15 protein-coding genes and 2 rRNA genes (1 of these 17 running past the window's edge) are annotated in these 19188 nt (G+C 73.4%); 2 read left to right on the top strand and 15 right to left on the bottom strand.

The features are described 5' to 3' along the window. Positions 1-42: 42 nt before the first annotated feature. Positions 43-675: an NUDIX hydrolase gene (locus tag O7599_RS32355; protein ID WP_281619153.1), complete on the bottom strand. Its 633-nt coding sequence runs from the start codon at positions 673-675 to the stop codon at positions 43-45. Then, a complete protein-coding gene (locus O7599_RS32350) occupies positions 675-2441 on the bottom strand; it encodes a CTP synthase (RefSeq protein ID WP_281623611.1) in 1767 nt (588 codons plus the stop codon). Before O7599_RS32350 ends, O7599_RS32355 begins: the two co-directional genes overlap by 1 nt. Before the next feature lie 271 nt (positions 2442-2712). Here O7599_RS32350 and O7599_RS32345 point away from each other — a divergent pair, with 271 nt between their 5' ends. After that, positions 2713-4518, top strand: coding sequence for a glycoside hydrolase family 15 protein (locus tag O7599_RS32345; protein WP_281619152.1), 1806 nt, complete (start codon positions 2713-2715; stop codon positions 4516-4518). A gap of 61 nt (positions 4519-4579) precedes the next feature. Here O7599_RS32345 and O7599_RS32340 read toward each other — a convergent pair whose 3' ends face one another. The 9 genes from O7599_RS32340 to O7599_RS32300 all read right to left on the bottom strand — a co-directional run bounded on the left by O7599_RS32340 (position 4580) and on the right by O7599_RS32300 (position 14412). After that, entirely contained in the window at positions 4580-5716 is a 1137-nt protein-coding gene (locus O7599_RS32340) for a glycosyltransferase family 4 protein (RefSeq protein ID WP_281619151.1), read from the bottom strand. Between the two features lie 312 nt (positions 5717-6028). After that, positions 6029-7792 (bottom strand): DNA repair protein RecN, encoded by a 1764-nt coding sequence (recN, locus tag O7599_RS32335; RefSeq protein ID WP_281623610.1) that lies wholly within the window; start codon positions 7790-7792, stop codon positions 6029-6031. Between the two features lie 146 nt (positions 7793-7938). Next, on the bottom strand, positions 7939-8832 hold the full coding sequence (locus O7599_RS32330; protein WP_281619150.1) for an NAD kinase: 894 nt from the start codon (positions 8830-8832) through the stop codon (positions 7939-7941). Then, positions 8829-9644 (bottom strand): TlyA family RNA methyltransferase, encoded by an 816-nt coding sequence (locus tag O7599_RS32325; protein WP_281619149.1) that lies wholly within the window; start codon positions 9642-9644, stop codon positions 8829-8831. Before O7599_RS32325 ends, O7599_RS32330 begins: the two co-directional genes overlap by 4 nt. Next, positions 9641-10309, bottom strand: a complete 669-nt coding sequence (locus O7599_RS32320) for a hypothetical protein (protein ID WP_281619148.1) — start codon at positions 10307-10309, stop codon at positions 9641-9643. The genes O7599_RS32325 and O7599_RS32320 overlap by 4 nt, the downstream gene beginning before the upstream one ends. Before the next feature lie 38 nt (positions 10310-10347). After that, positions 10348-11190, bottom strand: coding sequence for an ABC transporter ATP-binding protein (locus O7599_RS32315; RefSeq protein WP_281619147.1), 843 nt, complete (start codon positions 11188-11190; stop codon positions 10348-10350). Then, positions 11187-12224, bottom strand: a complete 1038-nt coding sequence (locus O7599_RS32310) for an iron chelate uptake ABC transporter family permease subunit (RefSeq protein WP_281619146.1) — start codon at positions 12222-12224, stop codon at positions 11187-11189. The genes O7599_RS32315 and O7599_RS32310 overlap by 4 nt, the downstream gene beginning before the upstream one ends. Beyond that, positions 12221-13270, bottom strand: coding sequence for an iron chelate uptake ABC transporter family permease subunit (locus O7599_RS32305; protein WP_281623609.1), 1050 nt, complete (start codon positions 13268-13270; stop codon positions 12221-12223). The genes O7599_RS32310 and O7599_RS32305 overlap by 4 nt, the downstream gene beginning before the upstream one ends. 50 nt (positions 13271-13320) lie before the next feature. Continuing rightward, on the bottom strand, positions 13321-14412 hold the full coding sequence (locus O7599_RS32300) for an HAD hydrolase-like protein (protein WP_281623608.1): 1092 nt from the start codon (positions 14410-14412) through the stop codon (positions 13321-13323). 33 nt (positions 14413-14445) lie between these two features. Here O7599_RS32300 and O7599_RS32295 point away from each other — a divergent pair, with 33 nt between their 5' ends. Beyond that, positions 14446-15717: a DUF1015 domain-containing protein gene (locus O7599_RS32295; protein WP_281619145.1), complete on the top strand. Its 1272-nt coding sequence runs from the start codon at positions 14446-14448 to the stop codon at positions 15715-15717. Position 15718: 1 nt separating this feature from the next. Here O7599_RS32295 and O7599_RS32290 read toward each other — a convergent pair whose 3' ends face one another. The 4 genes from O7599_RS32290 to O7599_RS32275 form a co-directional block, all read right to left on the bottom strand. Continuing rightward, complete coding sequence (locus O7599_RS32290; protein ID WP_281619144.1) at positions 15719-16561, bottom strand: hypothetical protein; 843 nt, start codon at positions 16559-16561, stop codon at positions 15719-15721. Next, complete coding sequence (locus O7599_RS32285; RefSeq protein WP_281619143.1) at positions 16549-17442, bottom strand: hypothetical protein; 894 nt, start codon at positions 17440-17442, stop codon at positions 16549-16551. Before O7599_RS32285 ends, O7599_RS32290 begins: the two co-directional genes overlap by 13 nt. A 120-nt stretch (positions 17443-17562) precedes the next feature. Beyond that, positions 17563-17679, bottom strand: a 5S ribosomal RNA gene (rrf, locus tag O7599_RS32280). 112 nt (positions 17680-17791) lie between these two features. Continuing rightward, positions 17792-19188, bottom strand: a 23S ribosomal RNA gene (locus O7599_RS32275); it runs 1732 nt beyond the window's last position.

Below are 19188 nucleotides of genomic sequence, written 5' to 3'. Positions count from 1 at the left end.
CACCGCATCGGATCAACCGCCCGGCGGCCGCCGCCCGCCCGCTCAGGGCGTGAACGGGCGGGCCGGCCAGGGGGCGTTCGCCGGGCGCAGCGCGTCGAGACCGCCGTCCGCGCGGGCCGCCTGGAGCGCCAGCACGCCCACCGCCAGGCAGTTGTTGTGCAGATCCCCGGCGAGGACGCCGCGCAGCAGGTCCGCCACCGGGACGCGGTCGAGCCTGAGGTCCAGCTCCTCGCCCTCGGCGGCGAACCGCTCGCCCTCCGCCTCGGTCACGCCGCGGGCGAGGAAGACGCGCACGGCCTCGTCGCAGCCGCCGGGAGTGGTGTAGACGTCGACCAGCACGCGCCAGTCGTCGGCCTTGACGTGCGCCTCCTCGTACAGCTCGCGCTGCGCGGCGCTCAGCGGGTTCTCACCGGGCACGTCGAGGAGGCCGGCGGGGATCTCCCAGAGCTTGTGCCGTACGGGGTGGCGGTACTGGTTGAGCACCAGCACCCGGTCGTCGTCGTCGAGGGCGAGGACGGCGACCGAGCCGGGGTGCACCTGGTAGTCGCGGCGGGCGACGGTGCCGTCGGGCATCACCACGTCGTCGGTGCGCACGGCGGTCTTGGCGCCCCTGAACGGCGTCTGGGAGGCGACGACCCGCCACTCGGCCTCCGTGTCCGTCAGCCGCTCCGCCATCACTCGCCCCCCTCGCGCACCACGGCCACCCGCTGCTGCGCACCGGCGCGCGCGCCCTGCGGACCGGCTTGCTGCCGTACGCCGCCCGGCTGCCGTGCCCCGGTCCGCTCGGCCCCCTCCTGTCGTGCCTCGTCCTGTCTGGCGACGCATGCCTTCGCCAGCCCGGCGAACAGCGGGTGCGGCCGCGTGGGCCGCGAGCGCAGCTCGGGGTGGGCCTGGGTGGAGACCAGGTACGGGTGCACCTCGCGCGGATACTCGACGTACTCCACGAGCTTGTTGTCCGGGGAGGTGCCGGAGAAGGCGAGGCCGGCCTTCTTCTCCAGCTCGCTGCGGTAGGAGTTGTTGACCTCGTAGCGGTGCCGGTGGCGCTCCTCGACGTACGGCTGGTCCGCGTACGCCTCCCGTACCACCGAGCCCTCCGCCAGCTTGGCCGGATAGAGGCCCAACCGCATCGTGCCGCCCATGTCGCCCTCGCCGGCGACGATGTCGAGCTGCTCCTCCATGGTGGAGATCACCGGGTCGGTGGCGGCCCGGTCGAACTCCGTGGAGTTCGCACCCGCGATGCCCGCGAGGTTCCGCGCCGCCTCGATCACGATGCAGTGCAGGCCGAGGCAGATGCCGAGCAGCGGCACGCGGTTCTCACGGGCGAACGTGATCGCCCCGATCTTGCCCTCCACGCCGCGCTCGCCGAAGCCGCCGGGGATGACGATGCCGTCCACGTCCGCGAGGTGCTCGCGGGCGCCCTGGGGCGTGCGGCAGTCGTCGGACGTGACCCATTTGATCTTCGCGCGGGCGTTGTTGGCGAAGCCGCCGGCGCGGATCGCCTCGGTGACCGACAGATAGGCGTCGGGCAGGTCGATGTACTTGCCGACCAGCGCGATCGTCACCTCGTGCGCCGGCTCGTGCACGCGCCGCAGCAGGTCGTCCCACTCGGTCCAGTCCACGTCCCGGAACGGCATGTCCAGCTTGCGGACGACGTACGCGTCCAGCCCCTCCGCGTGCAGCACCTTGGGGATGTCGTAGATCGACTTGGCGTCGATGGCGGCGACGACGGCGGCCTCGTCGACGTCGCACATGAGGGAGATCTTGCGCTTGATCGCCGCCGGCACCTCGCGGTCCGCACGCAGCACGATCGCGTCGGGCTGGATGCCGATGCTGCGCAGCGCGGCGACCGAGTGCTGCGTCGGCTTGGTCTTCAACTCGCCGGACGGGCCGATGTACGGCAGCAGCGAGATGTGCACCACGAACACGTTCTCCCGGCCGACCTCGTGCCGCACCTGGCGGACGGCCTCCAGGAACGGCAGCGACTCGATGTCGCCGACGGTGCCGCCGACTTCCGTGATCACCACGTCCACGTCGTCGGAGGCCATGCGCCGGATCCGGGACTTGATCTCGTTGGTGATGTGCGGGATCACCTGCACCGTGTCGCCGAGGTACTCGCCGCGCCGCTCCTTGGCGATCACGCTGGAGTAGATCTGGCCGGTGGTGACGTTCGCCGAGCCGTCGAGGTCGACGTCGAGGAACCGCTCGTAGTGCCCGATGTCGAGGTCGGTCTCGGCGCCGTCGTTGGTGACGAAGACCTCACCGTGCTGGAACGGGTTCATCGTTCCCGGGTCGACGTTCAGATACGGATCGAGCTTCTGCATCGTGACCCGCAGCCCGCGCGCCTTGAGCAGCGCGCCCAGGCTGGAGGCGGTGAGCCCCTTGCCGAGCGAGGAGGCGACGCCTCCGGTGACGAAGATGTGCTTTGACGTCGTGGATGGCATGGCCAAGAGGGGCTCCCGTGGTCGCTGACGAGGTGCGTGGCGGGGTGCCCCAGATCGAGGTGGGTCGCTCGGCGAGCGCCGCCGCCACATACCCGGCCGGCCCTCCGCTCCACGGGCTACCAGGGTATCAGTGATCCCCTGGTCACCGCCCGCGGCCGACCGCCGGCCGGCCGCCCGACCCGATCGGCCCAGGAGGATTCCGCGACCGTGGCGCACGCGCGCACGCGAAGGCTTTATCCTCTGCGGAACGCACTTCTAGCTGGAGAGGCACGTGGCCGGGCGGATCGAGGACTACGCACTTCTGGGCGACATGCAGACGGCAGCGCTCGTCCGTCGCGACGGCACGGCCGACTGGCTCTGCCTGCCCCGGTTCGACTCCCATGCGGTGTTCGCCTCCCTGCTCGGGACCGAGGAGCACGGCTTCTGGCGCGTGGGCCCCGCGTACGCTCCGGAGGCCGGCCCGCCGCCGGCGACCCGGCGGCGCTACCGGGGCGACTCGCTGGTGCTGGAGTCCGAGTGGGACACCCCGCGGGGCACGGTCCGTGTGATCGACTTCATGCCGCCGCGCGACGGCGCCTCGCCGCAGCTCATCCGCATCGTGGAGGGCGTCACGGGCCGGGTGCCGATGCGCTCCGCGCTGCGGATGCGCTTCTCCTACGGCCGTATCGTGCCGTGGGTCCACCAGACCGAGGACGGCCGCACCGTCGGCGTCGCCGGCCCTGACTCGGTGTGGATCGACGCCCCGGTGCCGACGTACGGCCGGGACCTCACGACGTACTCCGACTTCACCGTCGGCCCCGGGGACCGGCTGGCGTTCACGATCAGTTGGCAGCCCTCGCACCGGGAGCCGCCGCAGCCCGCCGATCCCGAGGCTTCGCTCACCGCCACCGAGGACTTCTGGCAGGAGTGGACCGAGCACTGTACGTACCACGGCCCGTACCGGCACGCCGTGATCCGCTCGCTGATCACGCTCAAGGCCCTCACGTACGAGCCGACCGGCGGCATCGTCGCCGCGCCGACCACCTCCCTGCCCGAGGACATCGGCGGCGTGCGCAACTGGGACTACCGCTTCACCTGGCTGCGCGACGCGGCCATCACGCTGTCGTCCCTGCTGCGCACCGGGTACCACGAGGAGGCGCGCGCCTGGCGCGAGTGGCTGCTGCGTGCCGTCGCGGGCGACCCGGAGAACCTGCAGATCATGTACGGCATCGCCGGCGAGCGCGAGCTGGGCGAGTCGGAGCTGGAGTGGCTGCCCGGGTACGAGGGCTCCCGCCCCGTGCGCGCCGGCAACGGCGCCGCGGGACAGTTGCAGCTCGACGTCTACGGCGAGGTCGTCGAGGCGCTGCACCTCGCGCACATGACGGGCCTCGCGCGCAACGACTACGCGTCGCTGCTGCAGCTCAAGATGATCCGCTGGGTCGAGGAGAACTGGGACCGCCCCGACGAGGGGCTGTGGGAGGTGCGCGGCCCGCGGCGGCACTTCGTGCACTCCAAGGTGATGACCTGGGTCGCCGTCGACCGCACGATCAAGCTCATCGAGTCCGGCGAGGCGGACGGCCCGCTGGAGCGCTGGAAGCGGCTGCGCGACGACATCCACCGCGACGTGTGCGAGAAGGGCTACGACCGGCAGCGCAACACCTTCACGCAGTCCTACGGCTCGCAGGAGCTGGACGCCTCGCTGCTGCTGATCCCGCAGGTCGGCTTTCTGCCGCCGGACGACAAACGCGTCATCGGCACCATCGAGGCCATCCAGCGCGAGCTGGGCACCCCCGACGGCTTCATCAAGCGCTACCCGACGGCGGGCGACGAGACGGGCAGCGACGGGCTGCCGGGCGACGAAGGGGCGTTCCTCGCCTGTTCGTTCTGGATGGCGGACGACCTGGCGATGATCGGCCGGGTGCAGGAGGCGCGGCAGTTGTTCGAGAAGCTGCTGGCGCTCCGGAACGACCTGGGGCTGCTCGCGGAGGAGTGGGACCCGCGGCTGCAGCGCCAGGTGGGCAACTTCCCGCAGGCGTTCAGCCACGTGCCGCTGATCGACACGGCGCTGCGGCTGAGCGCGTCGGGCGCGTACGGGTAGCGCTCCGCGCGAGGGCCCGCCGGGGGCCGGGCCCGTACCGGCACCGGGAATCCCGGGCCGTCTACGTCATCAGCTCGTCGTAGATCGCGAGGACCTGGGCGACGGTGTCGTCCTCCGTCGGCCAGGAGGCGGCCTGGGCGCGGCCCGCGATGGACAGGGCGGCGCGGTGGGCCGGGTCGTGGAGCAGGGCCGTCACCGCGTCGGCGAGCGCGCGGGCGTCCCCGTACGGCACCAGCTCGGCCGCGTCGCCGACGAGTTCGGGGACGCCGCCGACCGCCGTGGCCACCAGCGGGGCGCCGGCGTGCAGCGCCTCCTGCGCCAGCACCGGGCGCGCCTCCCACGGGCTGGAGAGCACCGCGACGTCCGCGGCGGCCAGCAGCCGGGGCAGGTCGTCGCGGCGGCCCAGGAGCCGCACGGGCAGCTTCTCGGCGTCGATACGGCGCTGCAGCTTCCCGCGCGCCGGGCCCTCGCCGGCGACGGCGAGCAGCGGCTGCTCCGGCAGCGCCCGCCACCTGCGGGCGGCGTCGAGCAGCGGCTCGTACGCGCCGTACGCGTCGAGCGGAGCGGCGGTGAGCACCAGGGGCCGGTCCGGGGCGCCGAGTTCGGCGCGTACCTGCCGGCGGCGCAGCGCCGCGCCGTCGCCACCCGGGTGCGGCTGCCGGGGCGCGGGGACGGCGATGGGCGCGAGCCGGGCGTCACGGGCGCCGCGGCGGCGGGCGCCGTCGACGAGGTCGGTGGTGGCGCCGAGGACGACGCGGGCGGACCGGGACACCCGTCGTTCGAGGAGCGGCAGCACCCGGCCCCGTACCCCCTCCGGATGGCTCCTGGTGTGCCAGGTGAAGACCAGCGGCCTGCGCTGGCCGAGGATCGTCGAGCACGCCATCAGCCCGCACTGCAGCCCGTGCGCGTGGACCAGGTCCGCACCGGCGCACGCCGCGCGCAGCGCGGTCGCCGTGCACAGGGGGGCGGTGGCCAGCCCGCCGTGCTCGGGCAGCCGTGCGACGTGGGCGCCGGCGGCGGCGAAGCCGTAGCGCTCGGCGGCGGTGGGCGTCGCGACCACCGTGACCCGGATCCCCCGGGCCACCAACCCGGCCGCCAGCGAGCGCACATGGACACCGCTGCCGGCCTCGCCGCGGCCGACGAGCTGCACGGCGTGCAGCGCGGCGGGGCCGTGGGGCGGTGCGGGGGTGCTGCTCACTGGGCCGGAACTCCTGTCCGTGGCGTCGCAGGGCCTGCCCAGGATGCCACTCCCGGGGAGCCACCGGACCCGGCTCTGCGCCGCCAACCGCTCTGTACGGGCGTACAGGTCAGACATGCACCACCCTTCCGGGCGATGTCCCGCACGCCCGTTGCGCGCCGGGTGACGCGCGACGAGTGCGGACAGCACGGTGCATTCCGCCCGACCATCCCGGTAGACGCACCGTGAAGGGGCCGGGTTGCCCCTCGGCACCCGTTCGGCCCACGCGCGGCCCGCCGCCCGCGCGAGCGCCCCGGATCACACCGGACCCGGCTACTCCGCCCCCGCGCGGGCCGCCGCGAGCAGCTCCTCCGCGTGTGCGCGGGCCGTCTCGGAGTCCTCCTGGCCCGCCAGCATGCGCGACAGCTCCCGCACCCGCGCCTCGCCGTCCAGGACGGTCACACCGCTGCGGGTGACCGCGCCGTCGCTGGTCTTCTCCACCAGCAACTGGCGGTCGGCGAAGGCCGCGACCTGCGGCAGGTGCGTCACCACGACGACCTGCGCGCCGCGCGCCAGCCGGGCGAGGCGGCGGCCCACCTCGACGGCGGCCTTGCCGCCGACGCCCGCGTCGACCTCGTCGAAGAGGTACGTCGGCACGGGGTCGGCGCCGGCGAAGACCACCTCGACCGCCAGCATCACGCGCGACAGCTCGCCGCCCGAGGCGCCCTTGGCGATCGCGCGGGGCGGGGCCCCGGGGTGCGGGGCGAGCAGCAGCTCGGCCTCGTCGACGCCCGTGGGGCCGTACGCGACGTGGCGGCCGTCGATCTCCAGCCCGTCGGCGTCCGCCGCGACCTCGGTGCGGCGCAGGTCGACCGTCACCCGCGCGTGCGGCATCGCCAGCTCGGTCAGCTCGTCGGTGACGGCGGCGCCGAAGCGTTCCGCCGCCTCCGCGCGGGCTTCGGTCAGCGCCTGTGCCAACTGCGCCAGCTCGCCGCGCAGCGCGTCCCGCTCGGCGGTCAGCTCCTCGATGCGCTCGTCGTCGCCGTCGAGTTCGGCGAGCCGGGCCGAGCCCGCCTCGGCCCACGCGAGGACGGCGGACACGCTGCCGTCGCCGGCCGCTCCTCCGCCGGCCGGCTCGTGCCCGTACTTCCGGGTCAGGTGGGTGAGCACCGAGCGGCGCTCCTCCACCGCGGCCAGCCGCAGCGGGTCGGCGTCGATGCCGTCCCCGTACGCCGCCAGCTCCTGCGCGACGTCGCCGAGGAGGATGCCGACCTCGGTGAGGCGGTCGGCGAGCCCGGCGAGCGCCGGGTCGTGGGCCCGTACGGCCGCCAGGGCGCGCTGTGCGCCCGCGACGAGCGTGCCGGCGTCCACCGCCTCGGGATCCGCGGGCTCACCCGCGAGCGCGGCGTGTGCGGCTGCGGAGGCGGCGGCCAGCGCCTCGGCGTGGCCGAGCCGCTCGGCCTCCGCGGCAAGCTCGACGTCCTCGCCGGCGCGCGGCTCCGCGGCGGAGACCTCCTCCAGGCCGAAGCGCAGCAGATCCGCCTCCTGCAACCGCTCACGCGCCCGGGTGGTGATCTCGTCCAGCTCGGCGCTGACGGCGCGCAGCCTGCGGTACGCGGCCGTGTACTTGGCCAGCGGCACGGCGACCGCGTCACCCGCGTACCGGTCGAGGGCCTGCCGCTGCCGCGCCGGCTTCAGCAGCCCCTGCTGGTCGGTCTGCCCGTGCACGGCGACCAGGTCCTCGGCCAGCTCGCCGAGGAGCCCCACGGGGACGCCCCGGCCGCCCAGGTGTGCCCGGGAGCGGCCTTCCGCCGAGACCGTACGGCTGATGAGCAGGGCGCCGTCGTCCAGCTCGGCACCGGCGTCCTCGGCCCGTACCGCGGCGGGCGAGCCGTCGCCCACGGCGAGGCGGCCCTCCACGACGGCGGACTTGGCGCCGATGCGCACGAGCGCGGCGTCCGCGCGCCCGCCGAGCAGCAGCCCGAGGCTGGTGACGACCATGGTCTTGCCGGCGCCGGTCTCGCCCGTCACGGCCGTGAAGCCGGGCGACAGCTCGACGACCGCGTCGTCGATGACGCCCAGGGACTGGATCCGCATCTCCTCCAACACGGTACGACCATACGAGGTTCCGGCACCGGGTCGCGAGGGGCGTCGTGATCAGCGGTCCGCCCCGCGACGCGGGCGGGCGGTGACACCGGGCCGCGGCGCCGGGCGGGAGGACCGCGCGTGGGACGGGCCGCGCGTCAGTTCGGCGCCCCGCGCCAGCCCGCCACCGGCAGCGCGAACTTGGCCACCAGCCGGTCCGTGAACGAGGCGTGGTGCAGCCGCGCCAGCCGCACCGGCACCGCGCCCCGGCGCACCTCCACGCGCGCGCCGGACGGCAGGTCGGCCGTGCGGCGGCCGTCGCACCACAGCACGCCGTGCTGGTTCGTCGGCTGCACCTCCACCGCCAGGACGGAGTCCGGGGACGTCACCAGCGGCTTGGCGAACAGCGCGTGGGCGCTGATCGGCACCATCAGCAGCGCCTCCACCTCGGGCCAGACGACGGGCCCGCCGGCCGAGAAGGCGTACGCGGTCGATCCCGTCGGCGTCGCGCAGACGACGCCGTCGCAGCCGAAGCGGGAGACGGGCCGGCCGTCGACCTCGGTGACGACTTCGAGCATCCGCTCGCGGGCCGCCTTCTCGACGGACGCCTCGTTGAGCGCCCAGTCGGCGTGCACGGTCCGGCCCTCGTTGCGCACGAGGACGTCGAGCGTCATCCGCTCCTCGACCTCGTACTCCCTCGTCACCACGCGGTCGACGACCTTGTCGAGGTCGTCCCGCTCGGCCTCGGCGAGGAAGCCGACGCGGCCGAGGTTGACGCCGAGCATCGGCACGCCGGAGCGGCGGGCGAACGCGGCGCCGCGCAGCAGCGTGCCGTCGCCGCCCAGCACTATGAGCAGCTCGCAGTCGTCCATCACCCCGGGGCCCGCGTCCACCAGCTCCGCCTCCGGCGGCAGCGGCAGGTCGGCCGCCTCGGCGGCGAGCGCGCGCACGCCGACGCCGCAGCGCAGCAGGCCGCGGACGACCAGCTCGGCGCTGCGGATCGCCGCCGGGCGGCCGGTGTGGGCGAGCAGGAACACGGTGCGGTCTGTCATACGGGCCCCTCCGCCACGGCACGTGCCACGTCCGCCGGGTCCAGCGCGGGCGCCCCGGCGCGCAGCCACAGAAAATACTCGACGTTCCCCTTCGGCCCGGGCAACGGGCTGGCCGTCACGCCGAGCACGCCGAGCCCGAGCGCCGCCGCCTGCCCGGCGACGTCGCGCACGGCCTCGGCGCGCAGTGCCGCGCTGCGGACCACGCCGCCGCTGCCCAGGCGCTCTCTGCCCACCTCGAACTGCGGCTTGACCATGAGCACGAGGTCCGCGTCGGGGGTGGCGCAGCGCACCAGCGCGGGCAGCACGAGCCCGAGCGGGATGAACGACAGGTCGCCGACCACGAGTTCGGCCGGCTCGCCGTCGAGGTGGTCGAGCGTCAGCTCGCGGACGTTCGTACGGTCCCGGACGCTGACCCGCTCGTCGCTCTGCAGCTTCCAGGCGAGCTGCCCGTAGCCGACGTCCGCGGCGACGACGTGCGCGGCGCCGGCGCGCAGCAGCACGTCGGTGAAGCCGCCGGTGGAGGCCCCGGCGTCGAGAGCGCGCCGGCCGGCGACGCGCAGCCCACGGGGCTCGAACGCCGCGAGCGCGCCGGCGAGCTTGTGGCCGCCGCGGGAGACGTAGTCGGGGTCGGCGTCGTCGGGGACGACGACGACGGCGGCGGAGGTCTCGACCTGCGTCGCGGGCTTGCTGGCGACGAGGCCGCCGACGGTGACCCGGCCGGCGGCGATGAGGCGCCCGGCGTGCTCGCGCGAGCGGGCCAGCTCGCGGCTCACCAGCTCGGCGTCGAGCCGGCGCCGCCGGGCACCGCTCACGGGTTCCCCGGCCGGTACGGAGACGGGTGGGCCCCGGGGTGGGGCGGGGTGCGGCCGTAGGACACGGGAGGAGGCGGGGGCGCGGGCGGGCCGGGACGGGCGTGGCCCTGGCCGTACGGCGCGGGGCCGGGTCCTGCGGGGCGCGGGGCTCCGGGCGCGTGCGCGGGGCCGGTGGTCCCGGGCGCGTGGGCGGGAGCGGGGGGCGGCGGGCCCTCGGCGCGGTCCAGCTCCTCCAGCGCCTCGCGCATCCGGGCGTGGGCGTCCTCGTAGACCTCCAGGTGGCTGCCGGTCGGCAGCTCGTCGGCGTCGGCCAGCCGGTCGAGCGCGGCGTCGACGTCGGCGTTGCCGGTGGGGGTGCGCCCGACCCCGAGCGGCTCGGGCCCGGTGTCCACCGGCTCGGGTTCCGGATCCGGTTCCGGCCGGGCCTCCCGCCGCGCTTCCGGTGCGGTCCGGGTGGGCGCGACGGCCCCGTCGGCCCCGTCCGCTACGCCCCCGGAGCCCGGTTCCGCTCCGGCCCCGTACTCCCGTTCCGCTACGCCCCCGCCCGCCGGCTCCGCGGCGCCCGCCGCGTCCGGCCCGGGCCGCCGCGCGGCAGGCTGCGGCGCGTACGGCGGCGCGGCCGCGGGCTCGGGCTCCGCTGCGGGCATCGGCGTGGGCTCGCTCATGCCACAGACGGTACCCCGAACCACCGTCAGGACCGCGGTCAGACCCAGCCGGCCGCCGCCGCCCGCGCCTTGCGCGCCGCCGGGACGACCAGCGGCGTGCCCGTCTCCGGGTCGGCTATCACCTGGCACTTGAGCCCGAAGACGCGCTCGACCAGTTCCGCGTCCACGATGTCGTTCGGGTGCCCCTCCGCGACGATCCGCCCGTCGCGCATGGCGATCAGGTGCGTGGCGTAGCGCGCGGCGTGGTTGAGGTCGTGCAGCACGGCGACCAGCGTGCGCCCCTGGGTCTCGTGGAGTTCGGCGCACAGGTCGAGGACTTCGATCTGGTGCTGGATGTCGAGGTAGGTCGTCGGCTCGTCGAGCAGCAGCAGCGGCGTCTGCTGCGCCAGCGCCATCGCGATCCACACCCGCTGCCGCTGCCCGCCGGACAGTTCGTCGACATAGCGATCCGCCAGCTCCCCGACACCGGTGGCCGCCATGGACTCCTGGACGACCTTCTCGTCCTCCCGCGACCACTGCCGCAGCAGCCCCTGGTGGGGGTAGCGCCCGCGGGCGACGAGGTCGCCGACGGTGATGCCGTCGGGCGCCACGGACGACTGCGGCAGCAGCCCGAGTATCCGCGCCACCTTGCGCGCCGGCAGCGTGCCGATCGCGTGGCCGTCGAGCAGCACGGCGCCGGTGCGCGGCTTCAGCATCCGCGCCAGCGCCCGCAGGAGCGTCGACTTGCCGCAGGCGTTGGGCCCGACGACGACGGTGAACGAGGAGTCGGGCACGGCCACCGACAGGTGCTCGGCGACGACCCGGCTGTCGTAGGCGAGGGTGACGTTCTCGGCGGCGAGACGGCTCACTGCGGGGCTCCTGTTCGGCGTACGGTCGTTCATATCCGGCCCGCCCGTCGTTCCGCGGCGAGCAGCCAGAGGAGGTAGACGCCGCCGAGCACGCCGGTGACGACGCCGACGGGCACCTGGTCGGCGCCGAAGGCGCGCTGCGCCGCCCAGTCGGCGACGATCAGCAGCGTGGCGCCCATGAGCGCGGCGGGCGCCAGGTTGGGGCCGGGCGCCTGGGTCAGCCGGCGGGCGAGCTGCGGCGCGGTGAGGGCGACGAAGGCGACGGGCCCCGCGGCGGCGGTGGCGGCGGCGGTGAGCAGCACGGCGGCCACCAGCGCCACGAGCCGTACCCGCTCGACGGGGACGCCCAGCGCGTACGCCGTGTCGTCGCCCATCTCCATCATCCGCAGCGGCCGGCCGCAGGCGAGCACGACCGGCACCAGCACCGCGCAGACCGCCACCAGCGGCCACACGTGCGTCCAGTCGCGCCCGCCGAGCGACCCGGTGATCCACAGCGTGGCGCGCGCGGCGTCGACCAGGTCGGCCTTGGTGAGCAGGTAGTTGATGACGCCGGTGAGGATGGCGGCGGCGCCGATGCCGACGAGGACGAGCCGGTAGCCGGCCACGCCCCGCTGCCAGGCGAGCAGGTAGATCGCCGCCCCGGTCGCGACCCCGCCGGCGACGGCGCCGAACGCGACCGCCTCGGAGCCGCCCTTGAACAGCACGATGACCACGAGCGCGCCCACGGCGGAGCCGTGCGAGATGCCCAGCACGTCCGGACTGCCCAGCGGGTTGCGGGAGATGGCCTGGAACACCGCCCCGGCGAGACCGAGCGCCGCGCCGACGAGCAGCCCCACGAGCACCCGCGGCAGCCGCAGTTCGCGGACGACGAACTCCTGCCCGGGCGTGCCGCCGCCGAACAGCGTGCGCACCACCTCGCCGAAGGAGATGGGGAAGTCGCCGGTGCCGATGAGGACGACGGCGGCGGCCAGCGCGGCGGCGGTGAGCAGCAGGCAGACGAGCAGGGCACGCAGGTCGAGGCGGACCGACAGATCGCCCTTCGTGCCGCGTACGTTGAGCGTTCTCACAACTGCGCCATCCTCCGGCGTCGTACGAGATGGATGAAGACCGGCCCGCCGAGGATCACGGTGACGATCCCGACCTGCACCTCCGCGGGCCGGGCGAGCACCCGGCCGAGCACGTCGGCGCCGAGCAGCAGCACGGGCGCGAGCACGGCCGCGTACGGCAGGATCCAGCGCATGTCGGGTCCGGTCACGGCCCGCACCATGTGCGGGATCATCAGCCCGACGAAGATGATGGGCCCGCAGGCGGCGGTCGCGGCGCCGCACAGCAGCGTGACGGCGAGCATGGACAGCACGCGGGTGCGGGCGAGATGCGCGCCGAGGGCGCGGGCGGTGTCGTCGCCCATGGCCATGGCGTTCAGCGGGCGGGCGAGGAGCAGCGCGACGACGATGCCGGTGGCGAGGAACGGGAGCACCTGCCGAATGGTCGTCATGTCGGCGGAGGCGAGCGAACCGGTGGTCCAGAAGCGCATCTTGTCCAGCGCGGCGGTGTCCGTCAGCTCGACGGCCCGCACGTAGCCGAAGAGCGCGGCCGTGGCGGCGGTGCCGGCGAGCGCGAGGCGTACGGGTGTGGCGCTGCGGCTGCCGCCGAGGGCGTAGACGACGACGGACACGGCGGCGGCACCGGCGAACGCGAACCAGACGTAGCCCGCGACGGAGGTGACCCCGAAGAAGCTGATGGCGCTGACGACGGCGGCGGAGGCGCCGGCGTTGATGCCGAGCAGTCCGGGTTCCGCGAGGGGGTTGCGGGTGAGGGCCTGCATCACCGCGCCGGAGAGGCCGAGCGCGGCACCGACGAGGAGCCCGAGAATCGTGCGCGGGACGCGCATCTCCCGGATGACGACGTCGGTGTCGCTGCCGTCGTAGCCGAAGAGGCCGTGCCAGACCTGGTCCAGCGGGATGGGCTTGGCGCCGACCGCGATGCTGGCCACGCAGACGAGCAGCAGCGCGGCGCAGGAGGCGAGGAGGCCGGCGGCGCGCGGCGAGAGCCACCGGCGGCGCGGCGGGGCGTCCTTGGATGCGGTATCCGTACGGGCAACAGCGTCGACCAACACGCAGTTAGGTTAGCCTACCCTGATCAATGGGTGGAGTGTGCGGACGCTCACAACCCGAGGCGCGCCAGCGCCTTGCCCGGGTCGAGATCGCAGGAGCCCTCCCCCGCGTACGTCCACGCCGCCGCGCACAACGCCCGCAGCCCGTCGAGCGGTTGCCCTTCGCCGTCGAGCCGCAGCTCCGGCTCCGTACCGCCGGCGGACGCGCTCCAGCCGCCGCACCGCGCCACGACGCCCCCGCCCGTGCCCGCCACCGCCACCTCCGGCTGCGCGGCCGACAGTGCGCGCAGGTCCGCCGCCACGTACGCCGGCCGGTGCCGCGGCGGCGCCGCCGGCAGGTCCGCGGCGCGGGTGACGCCCGTCAGCACCAGCAGCGCGTCGACGCCGCCGTTGTACGCGCCCTCGATGTCGGTGTCGAGCCGGTCGCCGACGACCAGCGGACGCCGCGCCCCGGTCCTGATGACCGTCTCCCGGTGCATCGGCGGCAGCGGCTTTCCCGCCACCCGCGGCTCGGCGCCCGTGACCAGCCGCACCATGGCCAGCGCGGCGCCGTTGCCCGGGGCGATGCCGCGCGGGGTCGGGATCGTCAGGTCCGCGTTCGACGCGAACCACGGCACCCCCCGCTGCACCGCGAACGCCGCCTCCATCAGTCGCCCCCAGGGCATCCCCGGCCCGCCGTACCCCTGCACCACGGCCGCGGGATCGTCGTCCGCCGACTCCACGAGCGCGAACCCGCGCTCCCGCAACGGCCCGTACAGCCCCTCCCCGCCGACCGCCAGCACCCGCGCCCCCGGCGGCACCTCCTCCGCCACCAGCCGCGCCACGGCCTGCGCCGAGGTGATCACGTCCGCCGGCCCCGCGGGCACGCCCAGCGCGGTCAACTGCTCGGCGACGACGGCCGCGGGGCGGGAGGCGTTGTTCGTGACATACGCCAGCCGCATCCCGCGCGCCCGGGCGCCGCCCAGTGCGCCGACGGCGTGCTCGACGGCCTCAGCGCCGATGTAGACGACGCCGTCGAGGTCCAGCAGCGCCGTGTCGTACGCCGTGCACAGCGGCTCCGCGCAGGCGTCGGGACGGGTCCTGACAAGCTGGCTGGTCACGTCGGCGGCTCCTCGAACGGGCGATATCCACGCCTCGATCATCGCGCACCGGTCCCGGCGCATACGATCCGGTCCATGCAGCGTTCACCCGGTCTCGACCTCCGCCCCTTCCGCGGGCTGCGCTACGCGCCGGCCCGGGTGCGCAGCCTCGCCGCCGTCACCTCCCCGCCCTACGACGTCGTCGTCCGGCCCGACGGCCTGCACCACCTGGAGACCGCCGACCCGTACAACATCGTCCGGCTCATCCTCCCCCAGGCCGGCGACCCCGCCGCCCGCCACCGCCTGGCCGCCGACACACTGCGCCGGTGGCGCGCGGAGGGCGTGCTCGTCCCGGACCCGCGGCCCGCGCTCTACGTCTACGAGCAGCGCGGGGGCGACCTGGTGCAGCGCGGCGTCATCGGGCTGCTGGCGCTCAGCGAGCCGGCTGAGGGCGTGGTACTGCCGCACGAGGACGTGATGGAGGAGATCGTCGCCGACCGCGCGGGCCTGATGCGCGAGACCGCCGCCAATCCCGAGCCGCTGCTGCTGTCGTACCGCAGCGACGGCGTGCCAGGCGGCACGGCGGCCCTCGTCTCCCGCACCACGGCGCGCACCCCGCTGCTGGCCACGACTACGGACGACGGCTACGCGCACCGGCTGTGGGCGGTGACGGACCCCGCCGAGATCGCGGCCGTACGCGCGGACCTGGCCCGGCGGCAGGCCCTCATCGCGGACGGACACCACCGCTGGGCGACGTATCTGCGGCTACGCGCCGAACAACCGGCGCCGGCGAACAGAGCGGGGCCGTGGGACTACGGGCTGGTCCTCCTCGTCGACACGGCCCGCCACCCGCTCGTCGTCCGCGGCATCCACCGCGTCCTGCGCACGCTCCCGCCCGCCGACGCACTGCGCCTCCTCGGCGACGACGCCCGCGTCCGGCCGCTCGACATACCGCTGCCCGCGGCGCTGACGGCACTCGAAGAGGCGCGGGGCAACGCCTTCCTCCTGGCGGGCGCGGACGGCCTGCACCTGGTCGACCGCCCGGATCCGGGCCTGCTGGCCCGTACCGTACGAACCGACCGCCCGCGGGCGTGGCGCACCCTCGACGCCACCGTGCTGCACGCCACGCTCATCGAGCACGTCTGGCGACTGCCCGACGACCCCGAGCACATCGGCTACGTCCACGAGGCCGGGGCCGCCGCCGCCCAGGCGGCGCGCCTGGGCGGAACGGCCGTGCTGATGAAGCCGGTGGCGGAGGACGTGGTGCGGGAGCTTGCGCGGGACGGGGTGACCATGCCGCGCAAGTCCACGTCGTTCGGCCCGAAGCCGGCCACCGGGCTGGTCCTGCGGGCGCTGGACCTGGAGTGAGTCAGCGACGGGAATCCTCGTCGCCGGCGGGATCGTCGTCGTCGGTGACGTCGCTGTCACTCACCTCGGGCACGCCGGCACCCTCGCCCGCAGAAGCCGCCGGCTCCTCCCCGCCTGCCTCTCCGTCGTTGTCGTCCTCGTCATCCTCGACATCCGGGTCGAGCGCGTCGGTGAACTCGATGCCGTCCAGCTCGGCCAACCGGTCGGAGGCGTCCGTGAGCCCCTCGTGGTCGGCCTCGACGGCCTTCGCGAACCACTCCCGCGCGTCCTCCTCGCGCCCGACCTCCAGCAGCGCGTCGGCGTAGGCGTACCGCAGCCGCGCGGTCCACGGGTGCACACCGGTCGACGCCAGCTCCGGGCTCTGCAGAGTGACGACGGCGGCGTCGGCCTGCCCCATGTCACGCCGCGCCCCTGCCGCGACGAGCCGCATCTCCACCTGCCCGGTCTTGTCCAGCCGCTGCACCTCCGGCTCACCCGCCATCGCCAGAGCCCGCTCCGGCCGCCCCATACCGCGCTCGCAGTCGGCCATCACCGGCCAGAGGTCGGGGCGCCCGCTCATCCGCCGCGCGGCCCGGAACTCGGCCAGCGCCTCCTGATACCGCCCCGTGTGGTACGCGGCGAAGCCGGCGGCCTCCCGCACGGCACCGACGCGGGACGCGAGCCGCAGCGCCACCTTGGCGTGCTCGTAGGCCCGGGGGGCGTCTTCGTCGAGCAGCCGGGCGACCATGACCAGGTTCTTCGCCACGTCGTCGGCAAGCGTCTTGGGCAGGCTCTGCAACTCCTGCCGTACGGCCTTGTCGATCTCCTGCCCGGTGACGTCCTCGGGAATGCTCAGCCGCCGCACAGGCGCCCGCTCCCCCTCACGCCGAGGCCCACGCGCCCGATCGCCGCCGCGCCGGTCGTCACGCCGCTCGAACCGCCCTCCACGCGCGTACCCGTCCCGCCGGGGACCCCGGGAGCGGTCGTCGTCGCGCCGGAAGTCACGGCGCGGACGGTCGTCGCCCCGGCCGAAGTCACGACGGGGCCGGTCGTCATCACGCCGGAAGTCACGCCGCGGACGGTCATCGTCACGGCGGGGACCACGGGGCCGATCGTCGTCGCGCCGAAAGTCGCGCCGCGGACGGTCGTCGCCCCGGCCGAAGTCACGACGGGGCCGGTCGTCATCACGCCGGAAATCACGCCGCGGCCGGTCATCGTCACGCCGCGGTCCACGGGGCCGGTCGTCATCACGGCGGAAATCACGGCGCGGACGGTCATCGTCACGCCGGAAATCACGCCGCGGACGGTCATCGTCACGGCGGGGACCACGGGGCCGATCGTCATCACGGCGGAAATCACGCCGCGGACGGTCGTCACCCTGTCGGAAGTCACGCCGCGGGCGATCGTCGCCCCGGCCGAAATCCCGCCGCGGCCGGTCGTCATCACGCCGGAAGCCCCGCGACCGGTCGTCTCCCCGCCGGTCGTCGTCACGGCGGGGACCGCGCGGCCGGTCGTCATCTCGCCGGAAATCACGCCGCGGCCGGTCGTCGTCACGGCGGGGACCACGGGGCCGATCGTCATCACGCCGGAAATCACGCCGCGGCCGGTCATCCTGACGCCACGGACCACGCCCCTGCCGGTCGCCGTCCCCACGACGCGGACTCCCGCGCCGCTCGCCGTCCCGCCGGTCGAAACCACGCCCGTCACCGTCACGACGCCGGCCGCGGCCGTCACGGTCCTCGTCACGCCGGTCGGGCCCATTGGTGGTCATCACTACGCTCCTCTAACTCCGGTCGCACCGGAACGGCAAACAAAAAGGACCTGTGGTCCCAGCGCTCACGCTGGGACCACAGGTCCTCAATAATTGTTCGGCGGTGACCTACTCTCCCACACGGTCCCCCATGCAGTACCATCGGCGCGGTCGGGCTTAGCTTCCGGGTTCGGAATGAGACCGGGCGTTTCCCCAACGCTATGACCACCGAAACCCTCAATGGGTCAGCGAACAAGCACACTCTTCAATTAAGTGAACAAACTCAGGCCAACCCAGCAAACAATGGTTTGTTGTCTGGGAACCACACAGTGGACGCAAGCAGCTATGGACAAGCCCTCGGCCTATTAGTACCGGTCACCTCCACCCCTCACAGGGCTTCCAGATCCGGCCTATCAACCCCGTCGTCTACAGGGGGCCTTAACCCCTCATGGGGGTGGGAGTCCTCATCTCGAAGCAGGCTTCCCGCTTAGATGCTTTCAGCGGTTATCCCTCCCGAACGTAGCCAACCAGCCATGCCCTTGGCAGAACAACTGGCACACCAGAGGTCCGTCCGTCCCGGTCCTCTCGTACTAGGGACAGCCCTTCTCAAGACTCCTACGCGCGCAGCGGATAGGGACCGAACTGTCTCACGACGTTCTAAACCCAGCTCGCGTGCCGCTTTAATGGGCGAACAGCCCAACCCTTGGGACCGACTCCAGCCCCAGGATGCGACGAGCCGACATCGAGGTGCCAAACCATCCCGTCGATATGGACTCTTGGGGAAGATCAGCCTGTTATCCCCGGGGTACCTTTTATCCGTTGAGCGACGGCGCTCCCACAAGCCACCGCCGGATCACTAGTCCCTGCTTTCGCACCTGCTCGACCCGTCAGTCTCGCAGTCAAGCTCCCTTGTGCACTTACACTCACCACCTGATGACCAACCAGGCTGAGGGAACCTTTGGGCGCCTCCGTTACCCTTTAGGAGGCAACCGCCCCAGTTAAACTACCCACCAGACACTGTCCCCGATCCGGATCACGGACCCAGGTTAGACATCCAACACGACCAGAGTGGTATTTCAACGACGACTCCACAACCACTGGCGTGGCCGCTTCACAGTCTCCCACCTATCCTACACAAGCCGAACCGAACACCAATATCAAGCTGTAGTAAAGGTCCCGGGGTCTTTCCGTCCTGCTGCGCGAAACGAGCATCTTTACTCGTAATGCAATTTCACCGGGCCTATGGTTGAGACAGTCGAGAAGTCGTTACGCCATTCGTGCAGGTCGGAACTTACCCGACAAGGAATTTCGCTACCTTAGGATGGTTATAGTTACCACCGCCGTTTACTGGCGCTTAAGTTCTCAGCTTCGCCACCCCGAAAGGTGACTAACCGGTCCCCTTAACGTTCCAGCACCGGGCAGGCGTCAGTCCGTATACATCGCCTTACAGCTTCGCACGGACCTGTGTTTTTAGTAAACAGTCGCTTCTCGCTGGTCTCTGCGGCCACCCCCAGCTCCAGCCGTAAAGGCCATCACCGGAAGCGGCCCCCCTTCTCCCGAAGTTACGGGGGCATTTTGCCGAGTTCCTTAACCATAGTTCACCCGAACGCCTCGGTATACTCTACCTGACCACCTGAGTCGGTTTAGGGTACGGGCCGCCATGAAACATCGCTAGAGGCTTTTCTCGACAGCATAGGATCATCCACTTCACCACAATCGGCTCGGCATCAGGTCTCACCCTC

This window comes from Streptomyces sp. WMMC500, assembly GCF_027497195.1.
In the GTDB taxonomy this organism is placed as follows: Bacteria; Actinomycetota; Actinomycetes; order Streptomycetales; family Streptomycetaceae; genus Streptomyces.
This window is presented reverse-complemented; position numbering and strand designations above follow the sequence as displayed.

Excerpts from the sequence above, each read along its gene's own strand:
- O7599_RS32330 (WP_281619150.1), bottom strand. The coding sequence starts at position 8,832 with ATGACAGACCGCACCGTGTTCCTGCTCGCCCACACCGGCCGCCCGGCG.
- O7599_RS32355 (WP_281619153.1), bottom strand. The coding sequence starts at position 675 with ATGGCGGAGCGGCTGACGGACACGGAGGCCGAGTGGCGGGTCGTCGCC.
- recN (WP_281623610.1), bottom strand. The coding sequence starts at position 7,792 with ATGCGGATCCAGTCCCTGGGCGTCATCGACGACGCGGTCGTCGAGCTG.
- O7599_RS32350 (WP_281623611.1), bottom strand. The coding sequence starts at position 2,441 with ATGCCATCCACGACGTCAAAGCACATCTTCGTCACCGGAGGCGTCGCC.
- O7599_RS32300 (WP_281623608.1), bottom strand. The coding sequence starts at position 14,412 with ATGATCGAGGCGTGGATATCGCCCGTTCGAGGAGCCGCCGACGTGACC.
- O7599_RS32320 (WP_281619148.1), bottom strand. The coding sequence starts at position 10,309 with ATGAGCGAGCCCACGCCGATGCCCGCAGCGGAGCCCGAGCCCGCGGCC.
- O7599_RS32295 (WP_281619145.1), top strand. The coding sequence starts at position 14,446 with ATGCAGCGTTCACCCGGTCTCGACCTCCGCCCCTTCCGCGGGCTGCGC.
- O7599_RS32315 (WP_281619147.1), bottom strand. The coding sequence starts at position 11,190 with ATGAACGACCGTACGCCGAACAGGAGCCCCGCAGTGAGCCGTCTCGCC.